7 protein-coding genes are annotated in these 18,537 nt (G+C 56.8%); all 7 read left to right on the forward strand.

The features are described 5' to 3' along the window. The first annotated feature begins 36 nt into the window (after window positions 1-36). The 7 genes from NSS83_RS02825 to NSS83_RS02855 all read left to right on the forward strand — a co-directional run bounded on the left by NSS83_RS02825 (window position 37) and on the right by NSS83_RS02855 (window position 18,535). Window positions 37-8,976, forward strand: coding sequence for an SDR family NAD(P)-dependent oxidoreductase (locus NSS83_RS02825; protein ID WP_341347629.1), 8,940 nt, complete (start codon window positions 37-39; stop codon window positions 8,974-8,976). After that, window positions 8,973-11,543, forward strand: coding sequence for an alpha/beta fold hydrolase (locus NSS83_RS02830; RefSeq protein ID WP_341185844.1), 2,571 nt, complete (start codon window positions 8,973-8,975; stop codon window positions 11,541-11,543). Before NSS83_RS02825 ends, NSS83_RS02830 begins: the two co-directional genes overlap by 4 nt. A gap of 142 nt (window positions 11,544-11,685) precedes the next feature. After that, window positions 11,686-12,363, forward strand: coding sequence for an MBL fold metallo-hydrolase (locus NSS83_RS02835; protein WP_341347630.1), 678 nt, complete (start codon window positions 11,686-11,688; stop codon window positions 12,361-12,363). 28 nt (window positions 12,364-12,391) lie between these two features. Continuing rightward, a complete protein-coding gene (fabD, locus tag NSS83_RS02840) occupies window positions 12,392-15,775 on the forward strand; it encodes an ACP S-malonyltransferase (RefSeq protein WP_341185842.1) in 3,384 nt (1,127 codons plus the stop codon). Then, window positions 15,772-16,011 (forward strand): phosphopantetheine-binding protein, encoded by a 240-nt coding sequence (locus tag NSS83_RS02845; RefSeq protein ID WP_341347631.1) that lies wholly within the window; start codon window positions 15,772-15,774, stop codon window positions 16,009-16,011. The genes fabD and NSS83_RS02845 overlap by 4 nt, the downstream gene beginning before the upstream one ends. Then, on the forward strand, window positions 15,998-17,302 hold the full coding sequence (locus tag NSS83_RS02850; protein WP_341185840.1) for a beta-ketoacyl synthase N-terminal-like domain-containing protein: 1,305 nt from the start codon (window positions 15,998-16,000) through the stop codon (window positions 17,300-17,302). The genes NSS83_RS02845 and NSS83_RS02850 overlap by 14 nt, the downstream gene beginning before the upstream one ends. After that, window positions 17,303-18,535, forward strand: coding sequence for a hydroxymethylglutaryl-CoA synthase family protein (locus NSS83_RS02855; RefSeq protein WP_341021945.1), 1,233 nt, complete (start codon window positions 17,303-17,305; stop codon window positions 18,533-18,535). Window positions 18,536-18,537: the final 2 nt, after the last annotated feature.

Here is an 18,537-nt window from a genome sequence, read left to right on the forward strand (position 1 = left end):
ACTCAGTATATCAAACATAGGTTGGTGGTCAGCACAATGGGCATGGATAACTTGGATGAACGCAAAGAATTGATCTATTTCCGGGAGCGGTGGACGGAATCCGTCCCTGCTCCAGAGCCTTCAGCTGCCCCCTCCGGGGCAGAGGCTCTGCTGGTGTACATGGCAGCAGGGGACATAGAGGCCCGTGAGGCTGCAAGAGAATTAAGCCGTAATTTCACTGTGATAAGCGTTGCAGCAGGCGGTTCCTTCCACAAACAGGCAGAACATGATTACATGATTAATCCCGAGGCTGAGCAGGACTATACCGCTGTGCTGACAGATGTGAAAGGAGCGAAGCTGAACGTTACCCATGCTGTGATGCTTTGGAGGAAATCCTCATCCACAGAGGGGCCGCTTACACCAGATACTGGCGCGATGCTCACCGTATTCCACTGGATTCAAGCCTTCCATACCCTGAAGCTGCGGTTGAACCTCCGCTGGTTATCCATAGCCAGAAGCGGTGCTGAAGCAGACCCGGCTACGGAAGCCCTGGGAGCGTACGGCAGCTCGTTACAGCGGGTATATCCGCGCCTGCGTTTCACTCACATCCGGCTTGCCGACGGGGAGTACAATCTGGCAGAGCTTATCCGCCAGGAGAGTCTGCTGGACCGTTTTGCTTTTACACATGAGGCGGAATACAGGCAGGGCCGCAGATTAGAGCGGGAGTTCAGCGAGCTTGACTTGAAGGCAGGCGGCGGACCCGTTCAGCTGAAGCAAGGCGGTGTGTATATCATCTCCGGCGGAGCCGGGGCGCTGGGCAAGATCCTGAGTACACATCTCGCACAGAAACGGCAGACGAAGCTGATTCTGCTGGGCAGGCGTCCGCTTACTGCTTCCTTAAATCATCAGCTTGACGCATTGCGCACCTTAGGCGGAGAAGCGCTGTACCTGGCCTGCGATATTGCAAATCCTGCGGAGGTGCATGCGGCAGTCCGGGAGGCGAAGCAGCGGTATGGAGCGGTTAACGGTGTGATCCATGCGGCGGGACAGGTGAGCGGACAGCTTGTTTTTCAGAAAAACACCGCCGCCTTCGCAGAGGTTCTCCGGCCGAAAATCGCCGGAATCGCCGCCCTCGATGAAGCCACGCGGCACGAGCCGCTGGATTTCTTCGCCGCCTTCTCCTCAACGTCTTCCTTGCTGGGGGATTTCGGTCAATGCGACTACGCGGTGGCGAACCGGTTCATGGACCGGTATTTGCAGCTCAGGCATCAATGGATGGAGCAGGGCAGGCGGCAGGGCAAGAGCCTAAGCGTGAATTGGCCGCTGTGGGAAGCGGGAGGCATGCACCTGGACCCGCAGGGGGAACAGCTCTATTTGCAGACCTCCGGGATGGGATATTTATCCGCTGAGCTGGGAATCAGCGCTTTTGAACAACTATTGGCAAGTGAGACCCGGCAAGCCGCAGTAGTATACGGGGAACGGGCACGGCTGGAGATGCAGCTGAAGCTGAAGCCGGAGCAGGTCGCACAGGTCAAGGGAGGAAGTGTGAGGTTGGAGGAGCATACGGAGATCAACACCGGATCATTGGAACAACAGGCGATGCAGGATGTGCTGAACCTGGCGGCGCAGATTTTGCAGACACAGCCCGGGAAGCTGAACGTGGAGGAGAACATGGGCGATTTCGGCTTTGATTCGCTGTCATTGAAGGAATTCGCCGACGAATTAAGCGGAATGTATGATATTGAACTGTCACCGGCGGTCTTCTTTGCCAAAACTACACTGGAGGAGCTGCTCGCATTCCTGCTGGAGGAGTTCGGCCAGGAGCTTCAGGCGCACTATTCCGCTGTGACTCTGGCGGCTGCGCCAGCTGCTTCACCTGAACGGGCAGAGCCGCTGCTTAAGTTCCCGGCTGCGTCCGCATTGCCTCCCGTGGGGGCTGACGCTGATCCTTATCGCTTCGCAGCAGCATCCACAGACGAAGCACAGCCGCCGGAGCTGCTGCCGCTGGCCCGCAAATTCCTGGGCCGCAGCAAGACCAGCCGCACTATCGCCGCTCCGAAACAGGCAGCGCTGCGGGATGTGGCGGTGACCGGCATGAGCTTCAAGCTGCCGGGCGCCGATACGGCAGAGGAGCTCTGGCGGATTCTGGAGAACCAGGGGAACCAGATCCGGGAGATACCGGCAGACCGCTGGGATTGGAAGGCGTACTACAGTACGGACCCGCAGGCGGAGAACCGGACGAATTCCCGCTGGGGCGGCTTTATCAGCGGCCATGATACATTTGATGCGAAGTTCTTCCAGATCTCACCACGTGAAGCAGAGCTGATGGACCCGCAGCAGAGATTGTTCATTCAGGCCGTCTGGAAGGCTGTAGAGGACAGCGGGTACCGGATGTCCGCGCTTGCCGGGCAGCCGGTGGGTGTCTTCTCAGGCGTACAATTCAATGATTATCAGCAGCTTTTGTCTGCGAACATGGATAAGATTCAGGCCCAGTCCAGCATTGGCAATGCAACTGCTCTGCTCAGCAACCGGGTATCCTATCTGTTCAATTTCAAAGGGCCGAGCGAATCCATTGACACCGCCTGCTCCAGCAGTCTCGTCGCCTTGCACCGGGCGGTGAAGTCTATCCAGCAGGGAGAGAGCAGCCTTGCTCTGGCCGGCGGGGTCAGCCTGATGCTTGATCCCAATACCTATGTAGGAGCAGGAGTAATGGGCGTATTCTCCCCGGAAGGACAATGCAGAACCTTCGACCGCAGTGCGGACGGCTACGTTAAGGGTGAAGGTGTTGGAGTCATAGTGCTGAAGCCGCTGGAGCAGGCCGTAGCAGATGGAGATCACATCTACGGCGTAATCAAGGGCACTGCCGTGAATCACGGGGGGCGTGGGCATTCGCTGACTGCCCCGAGCCCGGATGCTCAGGCGGAGCTGGTGGTGCAGGCCTTCACTGAGGCGGGTGTCGATCCGTCAGCCGTATCTTACATTGAGACGCATGGAACGGGCACAGAGCTGGGGGACCCGGTGGAGATCAACGGGCTGAAGAAGGCCTTCACTGAACTGTACCGCCGCCGGGATACCCTTCCGGGTCCCGGACCGCGGATTGGTCTTGGCGCATTCAAATCGAATATCGGCCATCTGGAGCCTGCATCCGGGATTGCCGGGGTGATTAAGGTATTGCTGTCTCTCTCCAGAGGCAAGCTGCCTGGAAACCTTCATTTCAAGGAGCTCAATCCGTATATTCAGCTGGAAGGCACCCCGTTCTATGTACTGGAGCACACGAAGAACTGGGAGGCAGGGGTGAACAGAGACGGACAGCCGCTTCCGCGCTGCGCAGGTGTCAGCTCCTTCGGCTTCGGCGGCACGAACGCCCACGCCGTTATTGAAGAGTATTTGCAGCCAGTACAACCCATACGGGCTGTGCATGAACCCGCCGTATTTCTCCTGTCGGCTAAGAATTCTGAACGGCTGTGCGAGTATGCGGCTCTCCTTCAGAGCGCACTTACCGGAGCGGCGGATATACACAGGATGGCTTATACCCTCCAGACCGGACGGGAAGAGCTGGAGGAACGGCTGGCTGTCATTGGCTCGACACCGGAGGAGCTGCGGGAGGCACTGGCCGCTTATTGCGGCGGGTATCCGTCGGATTCGCTCTTCACAGGCAGTGTCCGTAAATCACGCATAGCAGCCCAAACAGCGGACAATTCCCCTGCGGGAATCGCCGGTGCCTTATCCGCTAGGAATCATGTTTTCCTCGCCAAGGCATGGACAGAGGGCAGCACCATAGATTGGACTGTGCTATACGGCAACCGGCATCCGGTAAGAATGCCCTTGCCGGGGTACCCTTTTGCACAGACCCGTTATTGGATGCCGCTGAAGGAGTCAGGCGGTGTTCCCGCCAAGACTGAAGTTCCCGTCAATGCGCTGCATGCGCTGATTGACCGGAACAGGTCCACGCTGTATGAGCAGGTGTTCGAGAAAACCTTTGCAGGTAATGAATTCTATCTGGCCGACCATGGGCATGTCCTGCCGGGCGTTGTCTATCTGGAGATGATCCGGGCAGCCGGTGCACTGGCCGCTCCCGGGCAGACCGTTACCGGAATCCGCAATGTAGTCTGGTCAAGTCCGGTTCTGGTGGACAAGCAAGCGCTGGAGGTTAGGGCTGTATTGCAGCCTGGTGCCCAAGGAATCGGTTTTCAGATCTATTCCGGACAGGACGGACAGCGGGTGGAACACGCCCAAGGCAAGCTGGTGCTTGCTTCTTCCGCAGACAGACTGCCGGAGAGCCTGGATGTCAGTCTCCTGACCGGCCGATGCAGCGGAGGGGAGCAAGAGGCGCGCTCCTACTATGAGCTGCTGCGTAGTCTGGGTGCTGAGCTGGGCCACCGCTTCTCAGGGATACAGGCCTTGTATTTCAATCCGGCAGAGGCCATCTCCAGGCTGGCCGTGCCGGAAGATCTCCGGCCGACACTGGACAGTTACCAGCTGCATCCGACTTTAACGGACGGAGGCTTGCAGTCAGCAGTGGCTTTTGCCTACCGGACAGGACTGATCGACCGGCAGGTGCTGTTCGTGCCGTTCGTGCTGGGACAGCTCGACATTATCGATGCTTCCAGTCAGCCCGCATACGCTTATGTTAAGCGCTCGCCGGGCCAGGGACTGAAATTCGATATTGCGTTCCTGACGGAAGCCGGAAATGTGGTCTCAAGAATGAAGGAGCTTACGCTCCGCCCGTTCCAGGTGAACCCGCATGCAGAAGCTTCATCTTCCTTGCCGGAGCCGAAGTCCAGTGCAGGTGAACTGGTCTATCTGACCCCAAGCTGGGTGGAGAGTGCTATAGAACCGCTGGCAGAACCCTCCGCTTCAGGAGTCACCCTCCTGGTCATGGGGGCTCCCGTTGAACAAGAGGCCCAGCCAGGCGCTGAATTTCCTGCCGATGCCATACAGGTAAAATCCGCTTCAATCTACTGCAAGCTGACCGCAGATCAGGTTCAGCTGAATCCGTCCGATCCGCAGAGCTATGCAAGACTGGCAGAGGATTACAGCATCGCTGAGGATACGCGACTGCAGATTATCTATCTGCTTGGCAGTCCGGGCTGCCGGACAGTCAAGGAACGTGTGGACAAGGATATCTATCCCGTGTTCCACCTGTGTAAATGGCTGGCCTCCATCCGCTTCCGGCATCCGGTCCGTCTGGTCTGCATCTACCGTAATAGGCAGACAGTCGCCGAGTATAGCGCACTGTCCGGCTTCTTCCGCTCAGCCGCACTGGAGAATCCGAAGCTTCAGGGCAGCCTGATCCAGCTCAAGGATCACAGCAGATTGAAGGATGTACTGGAGCAGGAGCTTTCAGACAGTAGACCTGAATATGAGGTCAAGTATGAAGACGGCACCAGATATAGCCGGCGCTTAATTCCCTCACTGCCGCTTGCGGGCAGCACAGGCAAGCTGAAGACCGGCGGTGCTTATATGATTGTCGGCGGGCTGGGCGGGCTGGGCTACAAGGTGGCCGAGCATTTGGCGGCAAAGTATCAGGCCCGGCTGATCCTCTGCGGCAGAAGCATAAGCGCCGACCCCGCCAAGCTGGAGCGGCTGAGGGTTCTTGGCGGTGATGCAGCCTATCTCCCGCTGGATTTAGCAGACGAGAAGACCGTAGAGCTGGCGGTAACAGCAACCAAAGAAATCTATAACCGGCTGGATGGAGTCATCCACTCCGCAGGTGTCATTAAGGATTCGCTGCTGGCCAAAAAGAACATGGCGGATATAGCCGAGGTGCTGAGTGCCAAGGTATACGGAACAGTTCATCTATACCGGGCGCTGTCCCGCGACAATCCGGAGCTGCTGTTCCTGCCGTTCTCTTCATCCACCGCGCTGATCGGCAATATCGGACAGAGTGACTATGCTTATGCCAACAGCTTCTTGGATCATTATGTGGCACTTATGAATGAGAAGCGGGGCAGAAGGGATACCGCAGTGAACTGGTCCTTGTGGGACAAGGGCGGCATGCAGGTGGACAGCGGGACAAGGGAGCTATTGTGGACGAGATTCGGGATGCTGCCGCTATCCGATCAATCAGGACTGCTCGCCCTGGAAGAGAGCCTGTCCTCACCGGAAGCCCAGGTGATGGTGGTCTCCGGCGACAAGGAGAGAATTATTCAGGCATTCACCGGGACAGCGGGACAGCCGAAGCGCCAGCTAAGACAGCCGGAAGGCTGCGATAGCGCCGCGCATGCGGTTACCGGACGGAGCCGTCAACTGGAGGAGGCACTCATCGGGATTATGGCAGAGATCCTTAAGAGCGACCGGAATGAGATTCACCGGGAGTCCGACCTTGCTGAGCTCGGATTCGATTCCATCTCGTTCACCGAGCTGTCGAATGCCGTTAACCGCACGCTTGGGGTGGAAATCACACCTACGCTGTTCTTTGAGCAGTCTACACCAGCTGCAATTGCGGAAGCGGTCTACGGGGAGTTCCGGTCCGCGGTAGACCGGTATTTTGCGCCGGAGGAGGAGCTTAAGACCGGTCATCTGACGGTTCAAGCGAAGCAATCAGAGTCTGAGCAATCCGCCCTTAAGGCTCAGGCTGCCTTCAGACTGATGCACCCTGAACCGGGTACTGGGGCAGCCCAGGCTCTGCAATCAGCGAGTTCAGCCGCACAGCCGGGACAGACTACGGGTGTTCTGCCCGGTGCCAGAGAGCCTATCGCCATCGTGGGCATGAGCGGGATGATGCCCGGAGCAGACGACCTGGAGCAGTTCTGGTCCAATCTGGCGGCACAGAAGGATATGGTCACTACCATTCCCGAAGACCGCTGGAGCTGGCAGGAACGGTACGGTGATCCGCGCCGGGAGGCCGGGAGAACAGATGTTAAATACGGTGCATTCCTGAAGCGCATTGATACGTTTGATCCGTTATTCTTCGGTATTTCACCAGTGGAGGCGGAGAAAATGGACCCGCAGGAGAGACATATGCTTCAGACCGTATGGCATACGCTGGAGAATGCGGGCTACAAGCCGGAGACGCTGTCGGGTACCCGGACCTCGGTGTTCATCGGGGTATCGAACGGGGATTATCAGGAACTGCTTCTTAAGGAGGAGATAGCCACTACACTGACCCGCACGATGCTGACCAACCGTATCTCCTATTTCTTCAATTGGAGCGGACCGAGCGAGCCGGTGGATACAGCCTGCTCCAGCTCACTGGTGGCAATCCACCGTGCGGTGGAGTCCATCTGGAATGAAGGCTGCCCTTATGCGGTAGCAGGCGGAATCAACCTGATTGCCAGCCCGAACCTATTCATTGCGGGTGGAAGTCTGGGGATGCTCAGTAAGGACGGGAAATGCAAGACCTTCGACAAAGACGCCGACGGGTATGTACGGGGCGAAGGTGCGGGTGCGCTGCTGCTGAAGCCGTTGTCCGCCGCCGTCAGGGATAAGGACTATATTCACGGGGTGATCCGGGGAACTGCGGTCAATCACGGAGGGAAGTCGAATTCAATCACTTCGCCGCATGCCAAAGCCCAGGCTGAGGTAATTATCCGCGCCCATGCAGCGGCAGGGATAGACCCTTCCACGGTTACTTACATCGAGACACACGGTACAGGCACCAGCCTGGGCGATCCGATTGAGGTCGAAGGATTGAAGAAAGCCTTCAAAGCCCTTTACCAGCAGTGGGGCAAGCCTGAATCCGAGCTGCCGCAATGTGTAATCGGTTCGGTTAAAACGGCGATTGGCCATCTGGAATCAGCGGCGGGCATCGCGGGTGTCAGCAAAGTGCTGCTGTCGATGAAGCACGGGAGCATTCCGGGAAACATCCATTTTGAGGAGTTGAACCCCTATATCAAGCTGGAGGGCAGCGGGCTTAGCATTGCGGAGCACACGGTTCCATGGAAGCCGCTTACCGGCAGCCGGGACAGCGTCATTCCGCGCAGGGCAGGTGTCAGCGCATTCGGCGTAGGCGGGAGCAATGCCCATATCGTGCTGGAGGAATACCGCAACCCGCCGGCGGAGGTCCCTGAACAGGGCCGCAACCCGCACATCATTATTCTCTCTGCCAAAAGCGGGACCAGCCTCAGGGAAAACAGCCGCAGGTTACAGGCCTACATTGCCCGCATGTTGACAGCTGAAGCGGCCAGTCCTGCGCTGAATAACAATATCCACAGCATCGAGACATGCCTGCTGCGGGACGTCACCGCCTTATTCAGAGAAGTGATGGCGCTTGACGGGGAGGAAATTGATCCGGGAGCGGAGCTTGAGGAATACGGGCTGGATGCGGTCAAGACACTGCAGCTTCTGGAGCTGCTGAGGGACAAATTCGGACTTGAGTTCAAGGATGCCGTCTACGGCTTCTCTTCACTTGGCAGTCTGGTGATGTTCCTGATGCAGCACGATCCTTCGGGGATCAGCAACTATTATGAGCTGCGGTACCATACAGTTCTCCCTGAAGAAAAGGTCTGCCTGCATGACAGTCTGACTCTGGAGCAGCTGGCCTACAATCTTCAGACCGGACGCGCCGAGATGACGGAGCGGCTGGCTATTGTGGCGGACAGTCTGAGCATGCTGCACGGGAAGCTGGAGGCCTACCTGTCCGGGCGTCAAGGCCAGTCCGGCATCTACGAAGGGCAGAGCAGCCAGCGCTCGGCGCTCAGCCAGCTGTTCGACGGCGAGGAGAGCCGCCTGTTCCTAAGTGAGCTGCTGCTTGCCCGGAGACTGGATAAGCTGGCGCAGCTCTGGGTGCAGGGAGTATCCATCGACTGGAGCAGCTGGTACCCGCAGCCTATGCGCAAGACACCGCTGCCCGAATATGCTTTTGACGAAGAACGTTATTGGCTGCCAAGTCCGGTGAAAGCTCCTGAAGGAGAAGCGCCTGTCCTGCCCGCCTTCACTGAAGAAGCATCCGAAGTCTTGGACGATAACCAGCTGCTGATGTGGCTGAACAAGCTGCATAACAGGGAAATAAGCGCCGAGAATCTAAATCTGTTAGTGGGGGATCTCCTGGAATGAGCACCTATTCGAGAATGCAGCTGTTGAAGCTGGTAGAGAATCAGCAAATGTCACCGGAGGAAGCGTTGAAAATCATTAGAGAGAGCAGCACGCGGCCTTCCGGTATGCCGGTACAGCCGCCGCAGAAGATGCAGGAGGAGCCGCTATATGGAGCAGCCTCGCCCCCTGCGCCAGCGGAGCGGCTGAGTTCGGCCGGATCATTGAATAAGCTGCTGGCAGAGGGGGTATCTGCGCTGCTGAAGGTACCGGCAGACAAAATCCGCCCGGATGACGACTGGAAGAGCTTCGGGTTCGATTCTATCAGCTTCACGGGCTTTCACAGCTTTTTGACCGAACGCCTGGGGTTCAGCTTTCCGCTGGACAGTTTCTTTGAATACAGCACGATCAACAGCTTAAGCGGATATTTGCTCGCTTCCTTTCCCGAAGCAGCAGTTCAGGGCCTCAGCGGAACAACCAATGTACAGGACAAGGAGCAAGTTAGCTCTCCAAATTACCAGCCTGAAGAGAGCCCGCGGGCCCCGCAGGATTCCCTGTGGCTGGTCAACAGCGCGGACCGCTTTTTCCTTGACTTCTGGAGCAAGCTTGACGGCTCTTCCGCAGCCTCGGCCAAGACAGGTTATCAAACGCTGTCTGTATCCGAGCTGGATCGTGTGCCGCACAAATATATACAAGTATTGGTCAATACCTCCGCCGGACAGAAAATAGAAGCGGTGATCTCGGGGAAGGGCAAGCCGCTGGTGATTGTCGGCGGGGTGGGGATGGCCTCGCCGATGATTCTGCATCAGCTTGATTATTTCTCCAGCCGCTGCCGGGTCATTAGCATTCATAATCCGGGCTGCGGTCTCAGTGAGGCTATTGATAATTACTCGTTGGAGCATAGGGTCCAGGTGATTGCCGAAGTATTGGACCGGCTGGGAGTGACGGAAGCGGCGGATGTGATCGGCATATCCTGGGGAGGGCTGATCGGACAAACGTTCAGTGTCATGTACCCGCAGCGGGTCTCCAGTCTTATTCTGGTCAGCTCCATCTATGAAATCGTCAATGAGAATCCGCAGATGAACGCCGACTCGGCCATGCGCAAGGATTTGGAAGCCGTCGACCACGGGCTCGATTCACTGGAACTGATGGAATACGGGAAGAGCATCGACAAGCAGATTTTCACGAAGTATATGGAATATTATCTGCCCGACAATCACCGCAGCTACTCTACTGCCGGACTGCTCGGCCGTATCCGGGTGCCGGTACTGATCGTCTGCGGCAGGAAAGACACCATTATCAATACCCGGCAATCTGCAGAAATGGCAGCTGCCATCCCTGGTGCCCATAGTCTGGAGCTGGCGGATGCTGCCCATTTCCTGTTCATGACGCATCATGGCGAACTTAACCGGGCTGTGGAAGAGTTCATCTTCCCGGCGGAACCCGCTCCCTTCCGTCTGCAGGACAACAGCGCGCTCCTGAAGGACAAGGAGGAACTGCACCTGTCGGAGCTGGATATAAAAGGAATTGAAGGCTATGCCGGTCTGGAGGATCGCCTGAATGAATTGTGCATGAGCTATGCCTACAGGTATATCAGTCAATGCGGCTTCGATACTTCGCCTGGGGCAGTCCATGACCGGACCGTCTGGGTGAAGCAGTTGAAGCTTCTCCCGGCATATAGCCGGCTGCTGGATTGTATGATCGGCATGCTGGCAGAGGATGGGGTGGTCAGACTGCTCGGCAGCCGTCTGCAATTCATCAAGCCCGAAGCGGAGATTCCTGAACCGCAGAAGTTATACGAGGCTTGTCTGGAGGATTATCCCGAATTCCGGGGAATGCTCCGGTTCCTGGATTATTGCTGCGCCAATTATAAGGAGGCCCTCAGCGGGGCCATCCCGCCGGTCAGTGTACTTTTTCCCAAAGGCAGCGCGGATGCACTGGAGCAGAGCAACCGGGATACGGCAGAGCATGGAAGGGAGCGGGTCTATGCCAGGGTAACACATGATATTCTTGCTTCCTTAATCTCTAAAGCCCGCAGCGGCAAGCCGGTTCATATCCTCGAGATTGGCGGCGGGACCGGCTTGTTGACCCGTCAGCTGCTCGATCTGGCCGCACTGCCGAATGTGAATTACTGCTTCACGGATATAGGGGAATATTTCATTACCAAAGCGAAGGATAATCCCGACTTCCACGCGCTGCATTTCAGCACCTTCGATATCAGCAGCAATCCGGCAGATCAGGGCCTTGCACTGCACAGCTTTGATGCTGTGGTTGGGCTGAATGTAGTCCATGCAACAAGAGATATAGGCGTGACACTGGAGCACCTCCGGCAGGTGCTTGTACCGGGTGGTCTGCTGATGCTGATCGAGGCCTGCCAGCGGCGGCGCTGGGTGGATATGGTCTGGGGGCTTGCCGAAGGCTGGTGGCTGTTCGAGGACCGGAAGCTGCGCGATAGCTCTCCGATCATAGACCCGTATGCCTGGGAGCAGGCATTCGCAGATGCGGGCTACAGGGACATTCATCTCCTGCCGGGAGACGATGAACGGCGCTTTATGGCGGACTGTATTCTCATCGCGGGACACAGACGGTAAATATACTATAAATTGAAACAAAAATTAACATTATACAGCATAAACATTCATTGACAGTCAGAGAACGAGTAGATGATAATTTAGTAGATTAGTAGTGAAAATTCTGGAAAATATGACACAGCAAATCTTCAAGGAGGCGGGCATGGAAGCGACCTATGATCTGTTTACGCTTAAAACGCAGTGCATGACTTTTTTTAACTACGCTTATCTCGGTATTGACAAGACCTCCCGCAAAGCTTTTGTGGTTGATCCGTCCTGGGATGTATCGCAGATGATCCGTATTTTGGAGTCACATGACGCCTCGCTTGAGGCTGTGCTGCTGACCCACTCTCATTTTGACCACACCAATATGGTAAAGAAGCTCGAAAGGCTCTACCGTCCCACCGTCTATATCTCCAAAACAGAGGCGGACTACTATAAATACCGCTGCAACCGGCTCAGAACCGTTGAAGACATGGACCGGATTCACATTGGAGATTCAGCAATCACCTGTCTAGTGACCCCCGGGCACACCCCGGGCAGCGTCTGTTACTGGGGCGAAGACCATCTGTTCTCCGGCGATACGGTATTTATCGAAGGCTGCGGCTTATGCGACAGCGACGGCGGTTCGGCAGAGGATATGTTCTACAGCATCCACCGGCTGATCCGGCTGATTCCGCCAAGCGCACAGGTATTCCCGGGTCATTCCTTCGGTGATCCGCCGGGCAAAGAGATGAGCTATCTTTACAAGAAGAATCTGTATTTTCAGATCGATGATATCAATCATTTTGTGAAATACAGGAACCGCAAGAATAATGCCAGAGTGTTTGATTTCAAATAAGCCGCTCCACATTCGGGAGGTACGGAAAATGCACAGCGAAATGGTGTTTATGTTCTCCGGGCAAGGCTCACAGTACCACAAGATGGGGTATGAATTGTTCGAAAAGCAGCCGGTATTCCGTCAATCAATGGAGCGTCTGGACCGGATCTTTCATGAGCTGACCGGCAAAAGTGTGATTACAGAGCTGTATCTGGGCACAAAGCGCAAAGGCTCCAAGTTCGAAGATATTGTCTATTCCCATCCCGCAATCTTCATGGTTCAGTTTGCGCTGGCAGAAACATTGGCGGCAGAGGGCATCACCCCGCGCTATACACTGGGTGTCAGTCTTGGAGAGTATGTTGCGCTGGCAGTAGCTAAAGTGCTGACGCCGCAGCAGGCACTGGAGCTGATCGTGAAGCAAGTAGAGCTGCTCCGCGCAACCTGCACTACTGGTGCGATGATTGCCGTACTGGATCATGAACAGCTCTATCACGGGAACGCAGAGCTGAATACCCGCTCAGAGCTGATTGCGGTGAATTTCGACCAGCATTTCACCATTGCCTGCAGACGCGAGCAGGTTAAGGAAGTCCAGAAGTTCATCAAAGAGCGCGGCGTAGCCAGTCTGAAGCTGCCTGTGAACTATGCCTTTCACTCCTCATCCATCGACGGACTGGAGGAGCCTTACCGTACATATTTACAGAAGATAGAGTATAAGACTCCGGCCGGGGAAGTCACTTTGGTATCCTCTATGGCCGGAGGAATCGTGCAGAAGGTGGATGAATCGTTCCTGTGGGATGTGCTGAGGAAGCCGATGAACTTCCGGGGGGCACTTGAAAGTCTGGCTGCCGGAGGAGAGCGGTTCTTTCTTGATCTGGGTCCTTCCGGTACCCTGGAGAATTTCAGCAAATACATTCTGGGGAAAAAGCAGGCAGGGCAAGTCCGGTCCGTAATTACGCCGATGGGCAGTGAATGGAAGAAGCTGAATGAGCTCGTGGCTGATTGTACGCAAATGAACCTTGAGAAGGAGGCGGAGGAGCCGCTGATGAGCAAGAAAGCCTATTTATTTCCGGGGCAGGGTGCACAGTTCGTTGGCATGGGAGGCAGTCTGTTCCAAGAGTATCCCGAATATACAGCGATTGCGGACCGGGTGCTCGGTTATTCCATTGAAGAGCTGTGCCTTAGGAACAGCACTAAGCTGCTGGATACTACTGCTTATACGCAGCCTGCGCTCTATGTCGTTAATGTGCTGTCCTATCTTAAGGAATTACAGAAGGGAAGCGGAACACCGGATTTCGTAGCCGGGCATAGCCTGGGTGAGTACAGTGCGCTCTATGCGGCGGGTGTGTTCGATTTCGAGACTGGACTGAGAATTGTGCAGCAACGGGGCGCACTGATGAATTCAGCCACCGGCGGCGGCATGGCCGCAGTCATCGGGCTAACGGAGGAAGAGGTCCTGCGGATTCTAGCACAGAACAGTCTCGACCAGCTGGATGTGGCTAATCTTAATACACCTACGCAGATTGCTGTCTCCGGTCTGAAGGAGGATGTCGAAGCCGCCAAAGAAATCTTCGAGAAGAGCGGTGCTTCCGCTTATGTGATTCTGAATGTCAGCGGTGCTTTTCATTCCCGGTATATGCGCCCTTCAGCGATGCAATTCCGGGAATTCCTCAGCCAGTTCGAGTTCGCGCCGCCGTCTATTCCGGTCATTGCCAACCTGACAGCCCGGCCGTACTCGGCAGACGGCGCTCTGCACTTTATGACCGAGCAGATGATCAGCAGTGTGAAATGGTCCGAATCTGTCCGTTATCTCATGGGCAGGCACCCGGACATGGAGCTGACCCAGATCGGCCCGGGACATGTAATCGCAGGACTGGTCAGCAAAATTCAGCGCGAAGCCGGAGCGCTCATCGTCGATGATGCCGCCGAAGCGGCACTGGCCATCGCGGAAGCAGCCGCGACCGCCGAAGCAGATACGCTGCCGGATACGGATGACAAGGCTGCGGTTCCAGCCGTGGCTGTAACGCCGGAAGCTGACGAGGCTGCGGAAATCTTGGAGGCTGCAGAAGCCGTGACGCAAGAGCAGCCAGCCCTTGGAGGAGCTCTCACCGGGACCGGGCTGGGAAGCCCGGTATTCAAACACCGGTACGGATTGGACTATGCATATCTGATGGGAGGCATGAATGACGGAATATCTTCACAGGAGCTGGTTGTGCAAGCCGGGAGAGCCGGCTGTCTCGCCTTTCTGGGAGCCGGCGGCATGAAGGCAGCGGAGCTTGGGAATGCAATCCGCCATATCCGCAGGGAACTCGGGGACAGCAAGCTTCTTGGGGTGTCAGTCACCTATCACGCGATCTATCCGCAGCAGGAGGAGCAGCTGATCGATCTCCTGCTCCAGGAGAAGATCAGGCTGGTTGAAGCATCCTCTTACCTCACCTTGACGCCAGCACTGATTAAATACCGTCTGCTGGGCCTTACACGGGCGGAGGATGGTACTGTGCAGAGCAGCCACAAGATCATCGCCAAGGTCTCGCGGCCCGACATTGCCTCCATGTTCATGTCGCCCGCTCCGGCCCGCATCGTGGACAAGCTGCTGGCACAGCGGCAGATTACGGCGGAGCAGGCGGAGCTGGCCCGGCTGGTTCCAGTTGCCGATGATCTCTGCGCGGCCGGAGATTCGGCCGGGCCGACGGATCAGGCCAACCTTCTGAGCCTGCTGCCGACGCTTATCCGGCTGAAGAAAGAGCTGGCGGTCACCTTCGCTCCGGTGAGCAGGATGCATATCGGCGCTGCCGGAGGCATCGGAACACCGGAAGCCGCCGCAGGACTGTTCCTGATGGGTGCGGATTTCATCCTGACCGGGTCGATTAATCAGTGTACGGTGGAGAGCGGCACCAGCCCGGAGGTCAAGGAGCTGCTGGCGCAGGTGAGTGTGTACGACATGGCATATGTGCCTTCCCGGGAGCTGTTCGAGCTGGGCGGCAAGGCCCAGGTGGTCAAGAAAGGGCTGTTCTTCCCGGCTAGAGCCAACAAATTATATGAGCTGTACCGCAGCACCGCCTCTATTCAGCAACTGGACAGCAAGACGAAGTCCCAGCTCGAAGACAAATACTTCGGCCGGCCTTTGGCGGATGTTCTGGAGTCCAGCCGCCAGGCGATGCCTCCAGAAGAACAGGCTGCTGTCCAGGCAGATCCGAAGCAGCAGCTTGCCGCCGTCTTCAAATGGTATATGACCCGGGCAAGAACATCCGCGATCTCCGGGGATTCGGGCAACAAGGTCAATTACAGCATCATGTGCGGCCCTGCTATGGGAGCCTTCAACCAATGGGTGAAGGGAAGCCCGCTGGAAGTCTGGAGAAACCGCCGGGCCGGCGATATAGCGGTCAGGATAATGGACGGGGCAGCCCGGATTCTAAGAGGAGAGGGATACGAATGAGCAAAGATCAGGTACTGGAGATTATGAAGCTGAAGATGATCGATATCCTGCCGGACTTAACGCCCGGGCAGATCCGCAGAGAAGTGAGCATGAAAGACCTGGGGGCGAACTCCATTGACCGGTTCGATATTATCTCCGACACCATGGACGAATTGAAGCTCAGAATACCGCTGCTCCAGTTCGGAAGTTTGAAGAATATCGGAGAGGTCGTAGATTTCCTGCATGAGAATCTCTGAGCGCACCCCCGGCTACCGGTATGCTGATTACCGCCCGGTATACGTTACCGGGATGGGGATTGTCAGCGCGGCTGCAAACGGCACCGAAGCCTTCAGCCGGGCGCTGCGGCACGGACGCAGCGGAATAGGCTATCTTGAAGGGTTAACCTATGCGGACGGGCAACCGCTGATCGGCGCAGCCCTGCCGGAGGAAGGGCTTGAGCCAGCCTTCCTCTGTTACAAAGGGGATTTATCGCGGAATGCCGGCCGGTTGTTCCGTATCTCCGGCAAATCGGTTAAGGCCTCAGCACTGGCCGCTGCCCAGGCCTGGCAGCAGGCGAAGCTGAATGTAACCAAGCCTGAGGCGGAGCGGATTGGACTGATCGTAGCCGGAAGCAATATTTCACCGGCAATCAGCTATGCAGCCATGACGGAATACGGGGGGCAGCCGGAGCTGCTCCATCCCCGTTATGCTCTGAATTACATGGATACCTGCCAGCTCGGGGTACTAAGCGAAATGTTCGGCATCCGCGGAGAAGGGGCCACGGTTGGCGGGGCTTCAGCTAGCGGCAATGCGGCAGTGCTTAGAGCAGCGCAGATGATTCAGCTTGGCATAGCCGATGTCTGTATGGTTATTGGTCCCCTGGCCGATCTGTCCCCGCTGGAGCTGCAAAGCTTCCTTAATATAGGAGCCTACGGCGGCCGGAGCTTCCATTCGGCCCCTGCTCATGCCTGCCGTCCGTTCGACAGCCGGCATGAGGGCTTCATCTTCGGGCAGGCCGCCGCCTGCCTGATCCTGGAGGGAGCAGACAGCGCGGAGGCCCGGGAAGCAGAGGTACTGGCCACCATTGCGGGGGGCGCAGCTTCGCTGGATGCCCATAGCCTGTCCGATCCGAATGAGGACGGACAGGTGCGGACCATGGAGCTGGCGTTGCGTACCGCCGGACTTGGCCCCTCAGCGGTAGATTATATCAATGCGCATGGCACCTCAACACCGCTGGGGGATGTGACAGAGCTGAGATCCATCGCCCGGGTATTCGGCAGCCACACGCCTGGCCTGTGGCTGAATTCGACCAAAACACTGACCGGACATTGTCTGTATGCGGCCGGAGTAGTTGAAGCCGTGGCGACGATTCTCCAGATGCAGGGGGAATATCTTCATCCGATGCCCTGGCTGGAGGAGCCGGTTAGCCCGAATTACCGGTTCGCCGCGAGGCAGGCGGAGCCTGCAAGCATTACCTGCGGACTCAGCAATTCCTACGGCTTCGGGGGAATCAACACCGGGATTATTATCAGAAAAGGAGCAAGCTGAATGCGTGTGGGGATTGAGAGCATCAATTTTTACGGAGGACCGGCGGTAATTCCGGCCCGGACGATCTTCGAGGGCCGGGGGCTGGACCTCAGCCGGTTCGACAACCTGATGATGGACCGCAAGTCGGTGGGCGTAGCCTGCGAGGATGCTGTAACCGGCGGGGTCAATGCGGCGAAGCCGATTATTGACGCTCTGAGCGAAGCGGACAGAAACCGGATTGAGCTGGTCATTACAGCCAGCGAGTCGGGCGTCGATTTCGGTAAATCACTCAGCACCTATATCCATGACTATCTGGGCCTCGGCCGTCATTGCCGCTTATTCGAGCTGAAGCAGGCCTGCTACGGCGGCACCGCCGGACTGCATATGGCTGCGTGCTTTATCGCCTCGGGGGCGTCTCCGGGAGCCAAGGCACTAGTCATTGCTACCGATGTTGCCAGGGCGGCTGCCAAAAGCACCTATGGGGAGCCGACCCAGGCTGTCGGAGCCGTAGCGATGCTGATCAGTGCCAATCCTGAGATTCTGGAGCTGGATTTCGGCGCTACCGGCCATTACAGCTATGAGGTAATGGACACCTGCCGTCCGCTGCCGGAGATCGAGACCGGTAACCCGGATTTGTCGCTGCTGTCCTATCTGGACTGCCTGGAGAACGCCTACAAGAATTATAAGGACAAGGTGGACGGTGTCGATTTCCGTGAGACCTTCGATTACCTGGCCTTCCATACGCCGTTCGGCGGTATGGTCAAGGGCGCGCACCGCAAGCTGATCCATGATGAGCTGAAGCTGAGGGGCTCTGCGGTCCAGCAGGATTTTGAGCAGAGAGTGGCCCCGTCCCTGACCTACGGCATGCAGGTGGGGAATGTCTATTCCGCCGCCTTGTACCTCAGTCTGTGCAGCTTGATTGACCAGGCGGATATTCAGGATTACCGCAGAGTCGGGTTGTTCTCCTATGGCTCTGGCTGTTCATCTGAATTCTACAGCGGGGTAATTACACCGGAATCCGTCAGGAAGCTAAGTGCAATGAACATACAGGGGCATCTGGACAGCCGCTACGAACTGACCTTTGAGGAATACGACGATATTCTGGATCAGAACGTGGAGTGGCTGTTCGGAATCCGCGATAAGAAGGTGGATTTCTCCAGATTCAGCGGGATTTATGATCACTTCTTCAAGGGCAAGGGTTACCTTGTGCTGACAGAGGTCGATGACTTTCACCGCAAGTATGCGTGGAGTTGACC

This window comes from Paenibacillus sp. FSL H3-0469 (assembly GCF_038051945.1).
Lineage (GTDB): Bacteria > Bacillota > Bacilli > Paenibacillales > Paenibacillaceae > Paenibacillus_AQ.

Coding starts and splice junctions, on each gene's coding strand:
- NSS83_RS02845 (WP_341347631.1), top strand. CDS start 15,772: ATGAGCAAAGATCAGGTACTGGAGATTATGAAGCTGAAGATGATCGAT.
- NSS83_RS02835 (WP_341347630.1), top strand. CDS start 11,686: ATGGAAGCGACCTATGATCTGTTTACGCTTAAAACGCAGTGCATGACT.
- NSS83_RS02855 (WP_341021945.1), top strand. CDS start 17,303: ATGCGTGTGGGGATTGAGAGCATCAATTTTTACGGAGGACCGGCGGTA.
- NSS83_RS02830 (WP_341185844.1), top strand. CDS start 8,973: ATGAGCACCTATTCGAGAATGCAGCTGTTGAAGCTGGTAGAGAATCAG.
- NSS83_RS02825 (WP_341347629.1), top strand. CDS start 37: ATGGGCATGGATAACTTGGATGAACGCAAAGAATTGATCTATTTCCGG.
- fabD (WP_341185842.1), top strand. CDS start 12,392: ATGCACAGCGAAATGGTGTTTATGTTCTCCGGGCAAGGCTCACAGTAC.
- NSS83_RS02850 (WP_341185840.1), top strand. CDS start 15,998: ATGAGAATCTCTGAGCGCACCCCCGGCTACCGGTATGCTGATTACCGC.